Source organism: Streptomyces sp. NPDC033180, from assembly GCF_055577645.1.
On sequence record NZ_JBVIPU010000001.1, the window covers coordinates 677,664 to 693,208 of the forward strand.

General features: G+C 71.0%; 14 protein-coding genes. 8 read left to right on the forward strand and 6 right to left on the reverse strand.

From position 1 onward, the window contains the following. Positions 1–36 precede the first annotated feature (36 nt). Positions 37–1,659 (forward strand): hypothetical protein, encoded by a 1,623-nt coding sequence (locus tag ACZ5WE_RS03135; RefSeq protein WP_467690765.1) that lies wholly within the window; start codon positions 37–39, stop codon positions 1,657–1,659. Here ACZ5WE_RS03135 and ACZ5WE_RS03140 read toward each other — a convergent pair. Beyond that, a complete protein-coding gene (locus tag ACZ5WE_RS03140; protein ID WP_467690767.1) occupies positions 1,613–3,676 on the reverse strand; it encodes a bifunctional glycosyltransferase 87/phosphatase PAP2 family protein in 2,064 nt (687 codons plus the stop codon). The two genes, ACZ5WE_RS03135 and ACZ5WE_RS03140, sit on opposite strands and share 47 nt — an antisense overlap. 495 nt (positions 3,677–4,171) lie before the next feature. Between ACZ5WE_RS03140 and proP the strand changes: the two genes are divergently transcribed. Further along, positions 4,172–5,563: a glycine betaine/L-proline transporter ProP gene (gene proP, locus ACZ5WE_RS03145; protein WP_467690769.1), complete on the forward strand. Its 1,392-nt coding sequence runs from the start codon at positions 4,172–4,174 to the stop codon at positions 5,561–5,563. Between the two features lie 148 nt (positions 5,564–5,711). On the opposite strand, the gene ACZ5WE_RS03150 is transcribed toward proP, so the two are convergent. Further along, the gene (locus tag ACZ5WE_RS03150; protein WP_467690770.1) at positions 5,712–6,938 is read right to left on the reverse strand and encodes a serpin family protein; all 1,227 of its coding nucleotides are present in this window, start codon (positions 6,936–6,938) and stop codon (positions 5,712–5,714) included. Between the two features lie 134 nt (positions 6,939–7,072). Between ACZ5WE_RS03150 and ACZ5WE_RS03155 the strand changes: the two genes are divergently transcribed. Next, positions 7,073–7,741 carry an O-methyltransferase gene (locus tag ACZ5WE_RS03155; protein WP_467690772.1) on the forward strand — a complete coding sequence of 223 codons (669 nt, stop codon included), beginning with the start codon at positions 7,073–7,075 and terminating at the stop codon, positions 7,739–7,741. A 51-nt stretch (positions 7,742–7,792) separates the two neighbouring features. On the opposite strand, the gene ACZ5WE_RS03160 is transcribed toward ACZ5WE_RS03155, so the two are convergent. After that, positions 7,793–8,185 (reverse strand): FHA domain-containing protein, encoded by a 393-nt coding sequence (locus ACZ5WE_RS03160; protein ID WP_467690774.1) that lies wholly within the window; start codon positions 8,183–8,185, stop codon positions 7,793–7,795. A gap of 115 nt (positions 8,186–8,300) precedes the next feature. On the opposite strand from ACZ5WE_RS03160, the gene ACZ5WE_RS03165 reads away from it, so the two are divergent. From ACZ5WE_RS03165 to ACZ5WE_RS03180, 4 genes are all read left to right on the forward strand, one after another. Continuing rightward, positions 8,301–8,729, forward strand: a complete 429-nt coding sequence (locus ACZ5WE_RS03165; RefSeq protein ID WP_467690776.1) for a DnaJ family domain-containing protein — start codon at positions 8,301–8,303, stop codon at positions 8,727–8,729. Positions 8,730–8,755: 26 nt separating this feature from the next. Then, complete coding sequence (locus ACZ5WE_RS03170; protein ID WP_467690778.1) at positions 8,756–9,085, forward strand: antibiotic biosynthesis monooxygenase family protein; 330 nt, start codon at positions 8,756–8,758, stop codon at positions 9,083–9,085. Positions 9,086–9,162: 77 nt separating this feature from the next. Beyond that, positions 9,163–9,801 carry a LysE family translocator gene (locus ACZ5WE_RS03175; RefSeq protein WP_467690934.1) on the forward strand — a complete coding sequence of 213 codons (639 nt, stop codon included), beginning with the start codon at positions 9,163–9,165 and terminating at the stop codon, positions 9,799–9,801. 66 nt (positions 9,802–9,867) lie between these two features. Beyond that, positions 9,868–10,416: a GNAT family N-acetyltransferase gene (locus ACZ5WE_RS03180; protein WP_467690780.1), complete on the forward strand. Its 549-nt coding sequence runs from the start codon at positions 9,868–9,870 to the stop codon at positions 10,414–10,416. 50 nt (positions 10,417–10,466) lie between these two features. Here the strand turns inward: ACZ5WE_RS03180 and ACZ5WE_RS03185 are convergent, their stop codons facing one another. Then, on the reverse strand, positions 10,467–12,566 hold the full coding sequence (locus ACZ5WE_RS03185; RefSeq protein ID WP_467690782.1) for a DHA2 family efflux MFS transporter permease subunit: 2,100 nt from the start codon (positions 12,564–12,566) through the stop codon (positions 10,467–10,469). 134 nt (positions 12,567–12,700) lie between these two features. Between ACZ5WE_RS03185 and ACZ5WE_RS03190 the strand changes: the two genes are divergently transcribed. Further along, positions 12,701–13,768 carry a peptidoglycan-binding domain-containing protein gene (locus tag ACZ5WE_RS03190; protein ID WP_467690784.1) on the forward strand — a complete coding sequence of 356 codons (1,068 nt, stop codon included), beginning with the start codon at positions 12,701–12,703 and terminating at the stop codon, positions 13,766–13,768. Positions 13,769–14,004: 236 nt separating this feature from the next. On the opposite strand, the gene ACZ5WE_RS03195 is transcribed toward ACZ5WE_RS03190, so the two are convergent. Together ACZ5WE_RS03195 and ACZ5WE_RS03200 are read right to left on the reverse strand one after the other, a co-directional pair. Beyond that, positions 14,005–14,670 (reverse strand): HAD-IA family hydrolase, encoded by a 666-nt coding sequence (locus tag ACZ5WE_RS03195; RefSeq protein ID WP_467690786.1) that lies wholly within the window; start codon positions 14,668–14,670, stop codon positions 14,005–14,007. A gap of 241 nt (positions 14,671–14,911) precedes the next feature. After that, a complete protein-coding gene (locus tag ACZ5WE_RS03200; protein WP_367041483.1) occupies positions 14,912–15,490 on the reverse strand; it encodes a TMEM165/GDT1 family protein in 579 nt (192 codons plus the stop codon). Between the last annotated feature and the right edge of the window lie 55 nt (positions 15,491–15,545).

Here is a 15,545-nt window from a genome sequence, read left to right on the forward strand (position 1 = left end):
CTTGCTACTCCAAGACTTCGAACGGAAACGGTTGCCGTGGTCTGTGCAGGTCTCCCCCTCGCGCCATCGGGCAGCACACCCAGTGAGCGGAAGACCTCCCTCCGCGCCTTCTGCCGCCGCCACCGGATCCCGCTCATCGCCACGCTGCCCACGCTTCCGCTGTACGCGGTGTGGGCGGTGTTCCTCGCCACCGGCGGCGGCGACCTGGCGGCGCAGTACGCCTGGGCGCGCTTCGCGTCGGAGCACGGCGCATCCGCGTACGGCCTGTTCTGGTACGGCGGCATGCACACCGCCAACTACAGCCTGATCTCGCCCTACTTGATGGCCGCCGTGGGCGTGAAGACGGTGACGGTGGTGTCGGGCGTCGCCGGTGCCTGGCTGGTCGCCGCGCTCGTCGAACGCACCGGCATGCGGCGCCCGCTGTGGCCCGCCGTCCTCGCCTCGCTCGCGGTCTGGTGCAACGTCGCGTCCGGGCGCACGACGTTCGCACTCGGCATCGCCTTCGGGTTCGCCGCCTGCCTGGTGCTCGTGCGGGAGCGGCGCGTGGTGGCGGCCGTGGCGTGCGCGGCGCTCGCCACCATGTCCAGCCCGGTGGCGGGGCTCTTCCTCGTGGTGGCGGGCGCCGCCTACTTCCTCGTACGCGACTGGGGCCGGGCCGCGGCCCTGATCGTGCCGCCGGTGGTGGTCGTGGGGGCGACCACCGTGCTTTTCCCGTTCACCGGCGAGCAGTTGATGCCCTTCGACCGGATCTTCCCGCCCGTACTGTTCGGCCTCGCGCTCATCGTGGCGGCTCCGCGCGAGTGGCGCGTGCTGCGGTGGGGGGCCGGGGTGTACGCGGCCGGGACGGTCCTGACGTACCTCATCCCGTCCCCGATCGGCACGAACGTCGAGCGCCTCGCCGAGCTGCTCGCGCCCGCCGCGCTGCTCGGCGCCCTGCTGATGCCCGCGCTGTCCCGCGTACGCCGCATCGTGCTCAGCGTCGCGCTCGTGCTGTCCACGGCGTGGGTGACGCAGAAGACGGCGGACGATCTGACGGTGTCGACGGCCGTGCCGAAGTGGGCCGCCGACACCCGGGGCGTGGTGCGGGAGCTGGAGCGGCTCGGCGCCGACCGGGGGCGTGTGGAGGTGGTCCCGGCCCGCAATCACCGCGAGGCCACGGCCCTCGCGCCGTACGTGAACATGGCGCGCGGCTGGAACCGTCAGCTCGACATCGAGCGCGGTCGCCTGTTCTACGACGGGTCCTTCTCGGCGGCCACCTACCGGGCCTGGCTGGACAAGTGGGCGGTCAGTTACGTGGTGCTGCCCTCGGGCAAGCCGGACGGGTTCGCCGAGGACGAGGCGGCCCTCGTCGCCAGTGGCCCCAAGTGGCTCGAGCCGGTGTGGCGGGACGCGCACTGGCAGGTGTTCCGGGTGCAGGACGCGGTGCCGATGGTGTCGAAGCCCGCGACCGTCGTGCGGTCCACCGGCTCCGCCATGGTGGTGCGCGTCCCCACGCGTGAGCCCGTGACGCTGCGCCTGGTGTACTCGCGGTGGCTCCGGGCCGAGGGAGCCTGCCTGCGGCAGCAGGGCGAGTTCACCCGGCTCACGGTCTCCACCCCGGGCACGTACAAGATCAGCTCGGGGTACGGTCCTTCGCCGAGTCCTTCGTCATGTCGATGACCGGCGGCTGTGCCCCCGTGGCCACCTTCAGGGTGCTGCCCACCCGGGGGCCGGCCAGGAGGTAGCCGAGGCCGAAGCCCGCGCCGACGACGGCCGCGCCGCCCACCGCGTCAAGGACCCAGTGGTTTCCGGTGGCGACGATCGCGGAGACCGTGAACAGCGGATGCAGCAGTCCGAGCGCCTTCATCCACAGCTTCGGCGCGAGGATCACGATCACCACACCGCACCACAGCGACCAGCCGAAGTGCAGCGAGGGCATCGCCGCGTACTGGTTGGTGAGCGCGGTCAGGGTGCCGTAGTCGGGCTGGGTGAAGTCCTGCACGCCGTGCACCGTGTCGATGAAGCCGAGCTCGGGCATCAGACGCGGCGGGGCCAGCGGGTAGAGCCAGAACCCGACGAGCGCGAGGACCGTCGCGAAGCCGAGCGCGGTGCGGGCCCAGCGGTAGTCGGCGGGGCGCCGGACGTAGAGCACGCCGAGGACGGTCAGCGGCACCACGAAGTGGAACGACGTGTAGTAGAAGTTGAAGAACTCCTCCAGCCAACTGACCTTCACCACCGCGTGGTTGACCCAGTGCTCGATGTCGATGCGCAGGAACTGCTCGATCGCGTAGACGTGTTCGCCGTGCTGCTCGGCGGTGACACGGCCGCCCGAGTTGGTGCCGCCCGTCGCGGCGAGCCGCGCCTGCTGGTAGGCGGAGTAGCCGACGCGGATCAGGAGCAGTTCGAGGAGGAGGTTCGGCCGGGTCGTGACCCGCCGCCAGAACGGGAGCAGCGGCACCCAACTCCAGCGCGCCAGGGCGGGCTTGGCGTAGTCGGTCGGGATGGGCTCCTGGTACTGCGGGTCCGTGCGGGACAGGAACGGCACCACCGTGGCGGCGGCGAGCGCGGCGATCAACACGATGTTGTGGCGGATGGGCTCCACGACCGGCATGTTCGGCAGCATCATCTTCGCCGGCAGCGTCGACACGAGGACGACGGCGACCGGCCACATGTACCGGTCGGACTGCTTCCTGCCGACCCGGCCGACCACCGCGAGCAGCACCCACAGGAGCTGGTGCTGCCAGGTCGTCGGGGACACCGCGACGGCGACGCAGCCGGTGATCGCGACGGCGAGCAGCAGCTGCCCGTCCTTGGCGAAGCGGACGGCGCGGCGCACGCCGAACCAGATGACGGCCACACTCAGGACCACGAAGGCGCCGATCTCCAGGGGCCCTTCGAGGCCGAACCGGAGCAGGGCGCCGTGCAGCGACTGGTTGGCGAGACCGTCCGGGCTCGCGCCGAGGCCCGCGCCCGCCAGGTGGTGGATCCAGTACGTCCACGAGTCGTGCGGCATCGCGGCCCAGGCGAGGGCGGTGACGGCGAGGAAGGTGGCGCCGGTGGACGCCGTGGCACGGCCGCGGCCGGTGAACCAGAACAGGGCGGCGAAGAGCAGCAGGGTGGGCTGGAGCGCGGCCCCGATGCCGATGAGCACGCCGCTGGCCCGCTCTCCGCGCACCGCGAAGCAGCCGAGCAGGACGAGGAGTACGGGAATGATGCTGGTCTGGCCCAGGTGCAGGGTGTTGCGCACCGGGAGCGACAGCATCAGGAGGCAGATCGCGACGGGCGCGGCGAGCAGCGAGGTGCGCCGGGACACGGGCTGCGGCAGCGCCCGAGCCGCGACCATGCCGAGGATCACGACCAGGGTCAGCGTGCCGAACGTCCAGCCCCAGCCGAGCGCTTGCTCGGCGGCACGCGAGAAGGGTTTGAGCACGAGTCCGGCGAAGGGAGTGCCGGTGAACTTGTCCGCGTCGTAGAAGGAACCGTTCACATGCAGGACGCCGTCCGGGCCGATCCAGGTCTCCAGGTCGGTCAGCCGCTCACCTTTCGGCGTACGCAGGACGACCGCCACCTGTCGTACCGCGAGTACGGCAGCGATCAGCCAGAGGGCGACGCGGAGCGCCCCGATCCGCGTCCTCGGTGTGCCGGGCGTCCCCGCCCCAAAGGCATTTCCCGGTCCCCCGTGCTCAATATTCGCCACGCGCCGTCGGCCCTCCCGCCCCGCTCAACATCTCTGCTCGGTCCCAACGTCCGGTCGGCTCCGAGAGTTCTCCCTCGGCTCCGAGATGTGCGGTCGGGCCCGAAAGGCCCGCGCCTTCGGATAAGACGCGCGCAACCCCCATTTCACCTGGCAGCCACACCGCTTTCTACCGGCTTTTGCGCAGACTTCCTAACCAGCCCTTTTGTCCGGTTGGCGACCGGATCTCCACAGGCCGTCCACCTCTCATCCATGGAACGACGGCCCGCACCCCGTGGGGCGGTTCCTCGCGGAAGCCGCGACATAGATCACAAGGACGTCTTCTCGCCACCACCGGAAGCGGAACCATTTGCCCTGGATAGCGGCACTTTCGGACCAGTGTGCTGTTGGCCGGACACCGACCGTAATGATGCCGCCTACACCTATGGTCGCTTGCGGGCCGCCCCGCGCTGGGCGGCTCTGCACTTGTAGCCAACCGAGAGGCAGGCGAGCGAACCCTTGCCGGCAGCCGCATCCGTCGCACCCGTCGCCCCGCAGACCCAGGCCCCTCCGTCCGCGCACGCCTCGGCGGACGTCACTGTCGTCGACCCGGCGCTGGTCAAGCGGGCGGTGAAGGCGGCAGCCCTCGGCAACGCGATGGAGTGGTTCGACTTCGGCGTCTACAGCTACATCGCCGTGACGCTGGGCAAGGTCTTCTTCCCCTCGGGCAACCCCACGGCCCAACTGCTCTCCACTTTCGGTGCCTTCGCGGCGGCTTTCCTGATCCGGCCGCTCGGCGGCATGGTCTTCGGCCCGCTCGGCGACCGCATCGGCCGCCAGAAGATCCTCGCCCTCACCATGATCATGATGGCCGCGGGAACCTTCGCGATCGGCCTGATCCCGTCCTACACCTCCATCGGCGTGGGCGCCCCGATCCTGCTCCTGCTCGCCCGCTTGGTGCAGGGCTTCTCGACGGGCGGCGAGTACGCGGGCGCTGCCACGTTCATCGCCGAGTACGCGCCCGACAAGAAGCGGGGATTCCTCGGCAGCTGGCTGGAGTTCGGCACCCTCGCGGGCTACATCGGCGGCGCGGGCCTGGTGACCCTGATGACGGCCCTGCTCTCCACCGATGACCTGCTCTCCTGGGGCTGGCGCATCCCCTTCCTGATCGCGGGTCCGATGGGCCTGATCGGCCTGTACCTGCGGATGAGGCTGGAGGAGACCCCGGCGTTCGCCGCGGAGCTCAGCAAGGCGCACAAGGACGAGCAGTCCCGCCCGAAGGTGCGCCTGCGCGACATGGTGCAGGGCCAGTGGAAGGCGCTGCTCCTGTGCATGGGCCTGGTCCTGGTCTTCAACGTCACGGACTACATGCTCCTCTCGTACATGCCGAGCTATCTGACGAGCGAGCTGAAGTACGACGAGACGCACGGGCTCCTGGTCGTGCTCGCCGTGATGGCGCTGATGATGTGTGTCCAGCCGTTCGCGGGCGCGCTGACCGACCGGGTGGGCCGCCGCCCGGTGATCGCCGCGGGCTGCGTGGGCTTCCTGCTCCTCTCCGTCCCCGCCCTGCTCCTGATCCGCGAGGGCTCGCTCTGGGCGATCGGCCTCGGCATGGCGGCGCTCGGCCTGCTCCTGGTCTGCTTCACGGCCTCGATGCCGTCGACGCTCCCCGCCCTCTTCCCGACCAAGGTCCGCTACGGCTCGCTCTCCATCGGCTTCAACATCTCCGTATCGATCTTCGGAGGCACGACACCGCTGGTGGTGACGGCACTGATCGGAGCGACGGGGAACATGATGATGCCCGCGTACTACATGATGGCCGCGGCCGTGGTGGGCGGCATCGCGGTGTGGTTCATGAGCGAGAGCGCGGGGCGTCCGCTGCCGGGGTCGCGCCCGGCGGTGGAGAAGTAGCCCGGCCGGCGTTTGAGGCCACCCCACCCAGCCCGGCCGGCGTTTGAGGCCGTCTTTTCGGGGGTCCAGGGGGCGAGCCCCTTGGTTTCGGGAAGGGGCGGGATGGGGGAAAGCCCCGCAGGGCCCGCCCTACCCCGTAGCCCCCGCCCTACCCCGTAGCCCCCGCAGGGACCGGCACCCCCGCCTGCCACCCCGCAAACAACGGCACCTCCCCCGCCCCATCAAGCACCACAACCCCGAACGGCCGGTTGAAGGCGATCCACTCGATCCGTCGAGGGACATACGGCGCCCCACCGGGAGCCATCGGCACAGCCGTCACCGCCGCCGCCTCGACCCCCTCCTCCGCGACCTTCACCACGGCCTCCTGCACCACCTGCGATATCGCGAGCTTCTCCGGTGACATCCCGGAGAAGTCGGCCCCCTCGCTCATCGCCCACCGCACGCCCAAAGCCGCCAACTGCTCCGTCGCGTCGATCCGCGTCCGCAAGGACATCCGCGGCAGTGCCATGTTGATCTGCTCGGCGTCGATCCCCGTCCAGCGGCCTTCCGGCGCCCACGCGAGCGGCAGCACCTCGGCAGCCCCGGCGCCCGGCTCACCGAGCACGAACCGCACCCGGGCAGGCGCCCTGCCGCCGCTTCCGCCGCTTCGGCCCCCTCCACCCCTTCCGTCCTCCGCCCGGCACTTCAGCTCGACGACACTCGCGCCGCCCACTGTCCAGGCGCAGTTCAGCGGAACGGGCCGGTGCATCGTGGGCACCCGGTGCCGCACACCGAGGGCATCCGTGAAGTCCTGATCCCGCGTACCCGCCCCTTCGAAGGGGATCTCCCAACGCGCTTTGAGCGCGAGCGCGTTGACCAGAACCAGCAGCACATCCGGGGTGATCACCACCGGCAGCCGCTCGATGAGACCGTCCGTCGCCTCCCGCACCCACGCGTCGATGCCCTCGGGGTCCATCGGCCCGAATCCCACGTCCGGCAGCGCCTCCCGATAGGCGCGGTAGACCGGAACCCGGCTCCACACCCGGGTGGCGACGGCCACCGCGTCCGTGCCGTCCAACGCCCGCGCCGCCGCCGTGACCGCACCGGCGGCCTCTTCCCCCGCGACACCGAGCAACTCCCGAAGCTCCCCGGCTGTCTCCTCCCGCGCGCCCACCGCGACGGCGGCCAGCGCGAGCCACAGCCCGGCGGGCGAGCACACGAAGTCCCCGGCCCCTGCCGCGACGCCGTGCCCCTGCGCCCGCCCGAGCCCCGCTCCCGACCCCACCCCCGGCGAAGCCATCAGCGCCAGCCACCGCTCGGCAAGCCCCCGGACCGCCGACGCGGGCAACACCTGCCCGGCCCCGACCCCCGCCTCTGTCCCAGTCCCGTACGTCATCTCAACCCCCGCAGCCCACAGCCCTCGTCCCGCCATCACGGACCGACGACCCCAGTATGCGAGCCGCCACTGACAATCGACCCCGCCCCCACTAACATCGTTAGCGAACCTAACGAGTACCTGGAAAGGCCCCCATGACCCAGCAGCAATGGACCGCCGTCGACACGTACTTCACCGACCTCCTGACCCCCGCCGACGAGGCACTGACGGCGGCCCTGCACGACAGCGACGCCGCCGGTCTGCCGCAGATCAGCGTCGCACCGAACCAGGGCAAGCTGCTCCAGCTCCTCGCCCAGATCCAGGGCGCGCACCGCATCCTCGAGATCGGCACGCTCGGCGGCTACAGCACCATCTGGCTGGCCCGCGCCCTGCCCGCGGACGGCCGCCTCGTCACCCTGGAGTACTCCCCGGTCCACGCCGACGTGGCCCGCGGCAACCTCGCCCGCGCCGGCCTCGACAAGCTCACCGAGGTCCGGGTGGGCCCGGCCAACGACTCGCTCGCCGCGCTCGTGGCCGAGGACACGGCCCCCTTCGACCTGGTCTTCATCGACGCGGACAAGGCCAACAACCCGCACTACGTGGAGTGGTCGCTCAAGCTCACCCGCCCCGGCAGCCTCATCATCATCGACAACGTCGTACGAAGCGGCGCGGTGGCCCACGCCGACTCCGTGGACCCCAGCGTCCAGGGCACACGCAAGGCGCTTGAAATCATCGCCGAGCACCCGAAGTTGAGCGGCACGGCGCTGCAGACGGTGGGCACGAAGGGGTACGACGGCCTGGCGCTGGCCCGAGTACTGGACTGAGCGCTACGCCGGCCGGCCGGCCGAAGCAAGCCCTCCCCCGACCCTCCTGCCTCAACCCTCCTGATAGAACCCGACGTTCACGCTGCGCGGCCCGGCCCGGTCCTGGATGACGACGTCACCGGAACCGCCCCGGGGCAACGGCGCCGTCCCCCCGTACGCGAGAGGCGACGGCGCCCCGCCCACGGTGAGAAGCACCTGTGAGGCGGGCTCGGGATGCGACCCGCGCAGCCAGGTGACGGTCCAGGAACCGTCGGGCCCGCAGCGGAACTCCAGATGCGTACGCGACACGAAAAGCCAGTCCTCGGGCGGCACAAGACGGCACACGCTGCGATCGCGCCCCACCCGCAACACGGAACCCGGTGCGCTCGGCGCGTCAGCCATGAGCATGCCCGCCGTCGCCCCTTCGTCCGCCCCGGACAACGAGGCCATGGTCAGCTCCAGCACGTACGCTCCCCCAGCTCTCAGCGGTCAGAACGCGCGGCGGCCGCACACGCCCCCACGCCGCCGCATCCTATGGCGCACCTCACGCGACCGCACGACCGCCTGGAACAATGGACGCATGACTGAACGGAAACCACCTGAGGTCAGTTTCGAGTCCTGGATCGACAAGCAGATCCGCGAGGCCGAGGAGCGGGGCGACTTCGCCACCCTGAAAGGCCGCGGCAAGCCACTGCCGGACGGCCTGAACACCACATCGCACGACGAGCAATGGTGGATCAAACAGAAGATGGCCCGCGAGGGCCTCTCGCACCTGCCTCCGACCCTCGCCCTGCGCAAGGAGGCCGAGGACGTCCTGGCCGCGGCGCCGGACGCCCCTTCCGAGCAGGCGGCCCGCAAACTCGTCACCGACCTCAACACCAAGATCCGCGAGTCCCTGCGCATGCCGCCCCCGGGCCCGCCCCTCGGCCTGAGGCCCTTCGACGTCGACGAGGTGGCCCGCACCTGGCGCGAACGCCACCCGGACCGAGCGCAGGGGGCAGGTGGATGAACGGGGGCATGCGCGAGGATGGGCGCATGAGCATCGTAAAGATCAACGTCCTGACCGTCCCCGCCGAGCAGCGAGAGGTCCTGGAGAAGCGCTTCGCGTCCCGCGCGGGCGCCGTGGAGAACTCGGACGGCTTCGAGTGGTTCGAGCTGCTGCGTCCCATCGAAGGCACCGACGACTACCTGGTCTACACCCGCTGGCGTGACGAGGAGTCCTTCAAGGCGTGGATGGAGGGCCCGATGAAGGCCGCGCACCAGGGCGGCGGCGCGGCCGGTGGCGAGCGGCCCAAGCCCGCTTCCAGCAGCGCCGCGGTGTGGTCGTTCGAGGTCGTGCAGCAGGCCGCGCCCAAGAGCCAGTAGCGGCCGGCGGGCGGGGCGGCTGGGGCCGGAAAAAAAGCGGTACCGGCGCGCACCGCCCCCGTGGTGCCATGAGCACCATGATGTCCACCGACCGCATACTCGCCTTCGCGGCCATGTCGTTCCTGCTCATCGTGATTCCCGGGCCCAGCGTCCTGTTCGTGATCGGGCGGGCGCTGGCGCAGGGGCGCCGGGCCGCGCTGACCTCCGTGGTGGGGAACACGGTCGGCGCCTACGTGCTCGTGGTGGCCGTCGCGCTCGGGGTCGGGTCCGTCGTCGAGCGCTCCGTCGTCGTCTTCACCGCTCTGAAGCTGCTGGGCGCCGCCTACCTCGTGTATCTGGGGGTCAAGGCGGTGCGCCAACGCCGTTCGCTGTACGCCGCGTTCACCGGTGACGCTCCCGCCCACAGCGGGCTGCGCACGTTGTGGGAAGGGTTCGCGGTCGGGGTGGCCAACCCGAAGACGATCGTCTTCTTCGCCGCCGTACTGCCGCAGTTCGTCGACCGCGAGCAGGGGCACGTCATGCTGCAGATGCTGGTGCTCGGCCTCGTCTTCAACGCCATCGCCCTGGCGTCCGACAGTGTGTGGGGTCTGGTGGCGGCCACCGCGCGCGGCTGGTTCGCGCACTCGCCGCGGCGGCTCTCGATGATCGGCGGGGCCGGCGGTCTCACCATGATCGGGCTCGGCGTCAGCGTTGCCGCGACCGGCCGCAAGGACTGAGCGCAGGCGCCCGGCGAGGGTAATTCGCTTGCGGGGCACGGCAGTCGCGTCCCGACAATGGCCCTCATGAGCCACATCGAGACCAGCTCCGCGGGGCCCGCCTCCTGGACCGTCACCCCCGAAACCGTCGGCTCCTCCGTCGCCGCCGCGCTCTGGCGCGCGTACTACACGGAAATGAGCGACCGGTACTACCTGCTCCACGAGAGGCGCAGGACCGACCCCGAAGAGCTGGAGCGCGAGATCGCCGCCGAGACGGGCGAGGACCTCCGCCCGCCCACCGGCGCCCTCCTCGTCGCCCGGTTCGGCGGCGAGCCCGCGGGCACGGCCGGGGTGCGGTTCATGGGCGACCTGTTGGGTTTCCGCACCGCTGAGCTCAAGCGCGTCTACCTCCGTGAGGACATGCGCGGCAAGGGCGGCGCCGCGCTCCTCCTCGCCGCCGCCGAGGACGCCGCCCGCGCACTCGGCGCGGAGCGCCTCATCCTCGACACCCGCCTCGATCTGGTCGAGGCCAGAGCGCTCTACGCACGGCATGGCTACGAGGAGAGCGAGCCGCTGACCGAGCGGAAGTACGCGGAGTGCTGGTACGCCAAGAAGCTGGCTCCGGCGGCGCGTTGAGCCCGGTGGAGCTTCACCGGCCGCGGGCCGGAGCGGCGTTGCGGCGCCGCTCAGGCCGCAACGCCGCGCTGTGGTGGCCTGCCGGGCCTGCCGGTCTTACCGCCGTGCGGACCGTTGTGCGGTTGTTCGGCGTCCGAGCCGCACATCTCGGCGCCTAGCTCCTCGACGAGCTTGACCAGGTCGGTGGGCCGGTCGGGGCCCCACCAGTCGCCGAGCAGCTCGGCCAGGGACTCCTCGCGGGCCTTGGCCAGCTTGGCGACGGCCGCCCGGCCCTCGTCGGTCAGGCGCAGGCCCATGCCCTCGCGGCAGGCGAGGCGGCGCTCTTCGACCTGGCGGGACGCCGCCGTGATCACGGACAGCGGCACGGTGCTGCGCTCGGCGAGCATCGCCGGTTCCACGTGGCCGTGCCGGCTGATGCGCAGGAGGAGCCAGCTGGCACCGGGCAGCAGGTCGTAGCCCGCGCGCTCGGTGATGCGTACGTAGATCTCGCGGCGGCCCTCCCGCGTGCCGAGCACCGAGAGCGCCCGCGCCACCTCGTCGTACGACGAACGCTCGACGGGATTGCTGGCGAGCGTCTGCGTCGGATCGGGCGCCATGACCGAGCCGCGCAGCTTGTCCTCGCGCAGGAACCAGGCCAGGACGAACGCGACCAGGGCCACCGGCGCCGCGTACAGGAAGACGTCCGTGATGGACGACGCGTACGCGTGCACGACGCCGGGCCGTAGTGCCGCCGGGAGTTCGGCGATGCCGCGCGGGTCGGCCTTGAGGGAGTCCGCGCTGACGCCGGGCGGCAACTGCTGCCCCGCCACGGCGTCGTCGAGCTTGGTGACGAGCCGGTTGGCGAAGATGGTGCCGAAGATCGCGACACCGAACGAGGCTCCGATGGAGCGGAAGAACGTCGCGCCGGACGTGGCCACGCCCAGGTCCCCGTACGGGACCGCGTTCTGCACGATGAGCACCAGGACCTGCATGACCAGGCCGAGCCCGAAGCCGAAGACGAAGAAGTAGGCGCTCATCTCGCCCGTGCCGCTGTTCTCGTCGAGCTGGTGGAGCAGCAGCAGACCGAGGGCGGTGACTCCCGTGCCCGCGATCGGGAACACCTTCCAGCGTCCCGTGCGGCTGACGATCTGGCCGGAAGCGGTGGACGAGATCAGCATGCCGATCACCATCGGCAGCATGTGCACACCCGACATCGTCGGTGACACGCCCTGGACGACCTGGAGGAACGTCGGCAGATAGGTCATCGCGCCGAACATCGCGAAGCCGACCACGAAGCTGATGATCGCGGAGAGCGTGAACGTCCTGACCCGGAACAGTTTCATCGGAATGACCGGTTCGGCCGCCTTTCGCTCGATGGACACGAAGGCCACGGCGAGCACGACGCCGAGCACCGCGAGGGCGACGATCTGCGGCGAGCCCCACTCCCAGGTCGTGCCGCCGAGCGAGGCGACGAGGACGAGGCAGGTGGCGACGGCCGCGATCAGGAAGGTGCCGAGGTAGTCGATGGTGTGCTTCGTCGAGCGCACCGGTATGTGCAGGGCCGCGGCGATGACGAGGAGCGCGACGACGCCGATGGGCAGGTTGATGTAGAAGACCCAGCGCCAGCTGAGGTGCTCGGTGAACAGGCCGCCGAGCAGCGGACCGAGGACGCTCGTCGCACCGAAGACCGCACCGAACAGGCCCTGGTACTTGCCTCGTTCGCGCGGCGAGACGATGTCACCGACGATCGCCATCGACAGGACCATCAGACCGCCGCCGCCGATTCCCTGGAGCGCGCGGAAGCCGATGAGCTGCGGCATGTTCTGCGCCATGCCGCAGAGGGCCGAACTGATCAGGAAGATCACGATGGCCAGCTGGAACAGCTTCTTGCGGCCGTACTGGTCGCCGAGCTTGCCCCAGAGCGGCGTCGCGGCCGTGGCGGCGAGCAGATACGCGGTGACGACCCACGAGAGGTGCTCCATGCCGCCGAGCTCGCTGACGATGGTGGGCAGTGCGGTGGAGACGATGGTCTGGTCGAGGGCGGCGAGCAGCATGCCGAGCAGCAGCGCACCGATGGAGACCAGTACGCCGCCGTGCGCGTGCTCGTCCGGGGGCCCGGGGACGGGATCTGGCTCCGGCCCCTCGGGGCGGGCGCTGACGTCCTGCGTCATGGACACCTCCTGAGGGCTCCCGCGTGTCCTCGCGAGGGCACTCCCTCTCCATCCTGGTCCGTGTGACCCGTTATGGCCTGTTGAACCGGGGGTCTGCATAATCGCTGGAGTTCTCTAGGGGTGGGATACGAAGAGTGAGCAGCACGGAGGAAGGACGTCCGAACGGCGCCGAAGGCCGCCGGGACGGTCAGCGATGTCCCGAATGCGGTACGTCGCGGGAGCCGGGCAGCGCGCCTGCCTGCGGCTGTACGGAGCGGGCCGCCGACGCGGCACGGGACGCGAGGGCCGTGGCCGCGGCCGCCGCGGAGGACTTCGATCCGCTGCGAATACGTCCGTATGTGACGCTGCCGGAGCCCGGGCCCGCGGGGGATGCGGCGCCCGAACCGGGCCCGGCTCCCGCGCCCGTTCTCCCGCCGGAGGCCGTGGCTCCGCCGCGGTCGGCGGATGTGGGTCTTTTCGCGGCGGGCGACGCGTTGGCGAGCGACGCGTCGGAGGGGGGCACGTCGGAGGGGGGCACGTCGGAGGGCGCCCTGCCCTCAGCCCCGGCCCCTCTGCCGTACGACGAGGAGTACGAGGCCTACGACGACGAACCGGAACCGCGGCGCGGTCGTGCCGGCCTGTACGCGGGGGTGAGCGCGGTGGTGGCCGTGGTGGCCGTCGCGGTGCTCGCGGCGGTGCTGCTCTCACCCGACAAGCCGCAACGGGAGCAGGCGATGCCGGACGTGCCGACGCGTGCGGCGACCGCACCGTCCGACTCCGCCACGGAGCGCCCGTCGTCGCCGGCTTCCCCGGATCCCTCCGCGCCCCCGTCCACGTCCACCTCCTCGTCCACCTCCTCGTCCGCGTCCGCGTCGCCCAGGACCGGCCCCTCCCCGTCCCCATCACGCTCGGCATCGCCCAGGCCGCGGTCGACCCCGCCGCCGAGCCGCTCGACGGCGCGGGCAACGGGCTCGGTGGAGTCGGCGACTCCGAGGGCCGACGGCGTCCTGGAGCGCGGTGACAGGGGCCCGGAGGTCGAGGAACTCCAGCAGCGCCTGCGGCAGCTGTACCTGTACATGGGCGAGGCCCATGGCACGTACGACACCCCGGTGGCCGACGCGGTGACCCGCTTCCAGTACGCCCGCGGGACGCAGACGGACGGCGAGGGGGTCTACGGGAAGAGGACGCGGGAGGCGCTGGAGCGGGAGACGAGGGAGCCGTAGGCCCGGCTCACGCCGGTCACAGCTGCCCCGGCCGGCTTTCGTCCGCGGGTGCGTGGGGCTGGTCGCGCGGTTCCCCGCGCCCTGACGGGGCTCGGGCCAGCTGGGCGGCTCACCCCTTGCCCCGCTGGCCGGCAACCCGCTGGCCGGCAGCCCGGCTGCCCCGCTGCCCGAACGGCAACCAGAGACCGAAGACCGAGGCCGAAGACCGGAGACCGAGGCCGAAGAACAGCTGCGGATCAGCCGAACGTCAGCCGCAGCGAACCACCCTCGACCGGCTCCACCCGGACCCGCGTCAAGTCGTCAACATGCACGGTGGGCCCGAACTCCCCGGCCCGGGGGCCTATCCCCACGACCCGCATACCCGCCGCGAGCCCCGCGGCGATCCCCGCTCCGGAGTCCTCGAAGACAACGCAGTCAGCGGGTTCGAAGCCCAGTTCGGCGGCCCCCTTGAGGAACCCCTCAGGGTCGGGCTTGCTGGCCCCCACGCTCTCCGCGGTGACCCGCACGGCAGGCAGCGACAGCCCGGCCGCGGCCATCCGCCCGGTGGACAGGGGCACATCCGCGGACGTCACGAGCGCGTGCGGCAGGCCCTCCAGAGACGCCAGGAAGGCCTCGGCCCCCGGCACGGGGACGACGCCCTCCATGTCCGCGGTCTCCGCGGCCAGCATCTCGCGGTTCTCCGCGTAGTTCTCCTCCATGGCCCGCTCCGGCAGCAGCACCGCCATCGACGCGTATCCCTGCCGCCCGTGGACGACCTTGATGGTCTCGTCGAAGTCGAGCCCGTGCCGCTCGGACCAGCGCCGCCAGCAGCGCTCGACCACCGCGTCGGAGTTGACGAGGGTCCCGTCCATGTCCAGGAGAAGGGCCCGGGCGGTCAGTGCAGAGGCAGTCTCAGCCGTCATCTACGTACTCCAGAGCACAGGGGGAGATTCCGCGGATCGCAGGGGGAGACTCCGCGGAGGAAGAATCAAGGCGGCCCCGCCCGCCGGTCAGGGAACACGGGCGGAGCCACTTTGTTCCCACACGATACAAAACGGGGCCAACAGACGCCAGCATCGCAGGTCACACCCCCGACGGGGCTCTCAGGAAGGCCCGGGGCGAGGCCCGGGGTGAGGCCCGGGGCGAGGCCCCCGGCCAGATTTCTCAGGCAATAGCCTCGTACAGGCTCCACACACCGAGGCCCAGCATCAGCATCGCCGCGATCTTGGTGATCAGCGCGAGCGGAACACGCTTCATCAGCGCCTTTCCACCGACGATGCCGAGCCCGGCGACCGCCCACAGCGCGAGCACCGCGCCGAGACCCACGGAGAGCGGGTCGTCGTACCGCGCGGCCAGGTTCGCGGTCATGATCTGCGTCAGATCACCGAACTCCGCGACCAGGATCAGCATGAAGCCCGCGCCGGAGACCTTCCAGAAGCTCTGATCCTTGGGCTCGCGGACCTCTTCCTCGTCCTCGCCGCCCTTCAGGAGCAGCATCGCCGCCCCGCCGAGGAAGAGGACGCCGGTGAGCGCGTGCAGCAGCTGCTGCGGCAGGAGCGTCAGCACGCTGCCCGCCGCCACGGCGAGCACGACATGGACGACGAAGGCGGCCGCGACCCCGACGAAGACGTACGAGGCGCGGTAGCGCGTCCCGAGGACGAGCCCGGCCAGCGCTGTCTTGTCCGGGAGTTCGGCAAGGAAGACGACGCCGAAGACGAGCGCCATCACGCTGATGCTGATCAAGGTTCCTCAATCGGTCGGGGCTGCCCCGCCGAGAGCAATCTGTACGTCACGTACG

What these genes read in the sequence shown, in the direction of transcription:
- ACZ5WE_RS03150 (WP_467690770.1), bottom strand. Translation starts at nt 6,938, where the DNA reads ATGACGTACGGGACTGGGACAGAGGCGGGGGTCGGGGCCGGGCAGGTG.
- ACZ5WE_RS03155 (WP_467690772.1), top strand. Translation starts at nt 7,073, where the DNA reads ATGACCCAGCAGCAATGGACCGCCGTCGACACGTACTTCACCGACCTC.
- ACZ5WE_RS03165 (WP_467690776.1), top strand. Translation starts at nt 8,301, where the DNA reads ATGACTGAACGGAAACCACCTGAGGTCAGTTTCGAGTCCTGGATCGAC.
- ACZ5WE_RS03170 (WP_467690778.1), top strand. Translation starts at nt 8,756, where the DNA reads ATGAGCATCGTAAAGATCAACGTCCTGACCGTCCCCGCCGAGCAGCGA.
- ACZ5WE_RS03175 (WP_467690934.1), top strand. Translation starts at nt 9,163, where the DNA reads ATGATGTCCACCGACCGCATACTCGCCTTCGCGGCCATGTCGTTCCTG.
- ACZ5WE_RS03180 (WP_467690780.1), top strand. Translation starts at nt 9,868, where the DNA reads ATGAGCCACATCGAGACCAGCTCCGCGGGGCCCGCCTCCTGGACCGTC.
- ACZ5WE_RS03185 (WP_467690782.1), bottom strand. Translation starts at nt 12,566, where the DNA reads ATGACGCAGGACGTCAGCGCCCGCCCCGAGGGGCCGGAGCCAGATCCC.
- ACZ5WE_RS03195 (WP_467690786.1), bottom strand. Translation starts at nt 14,670, where the DNA reads ATGACGGCTGAGACTGCCTCTGCACTGACCGCCCGGGCCCTTCTCCTG.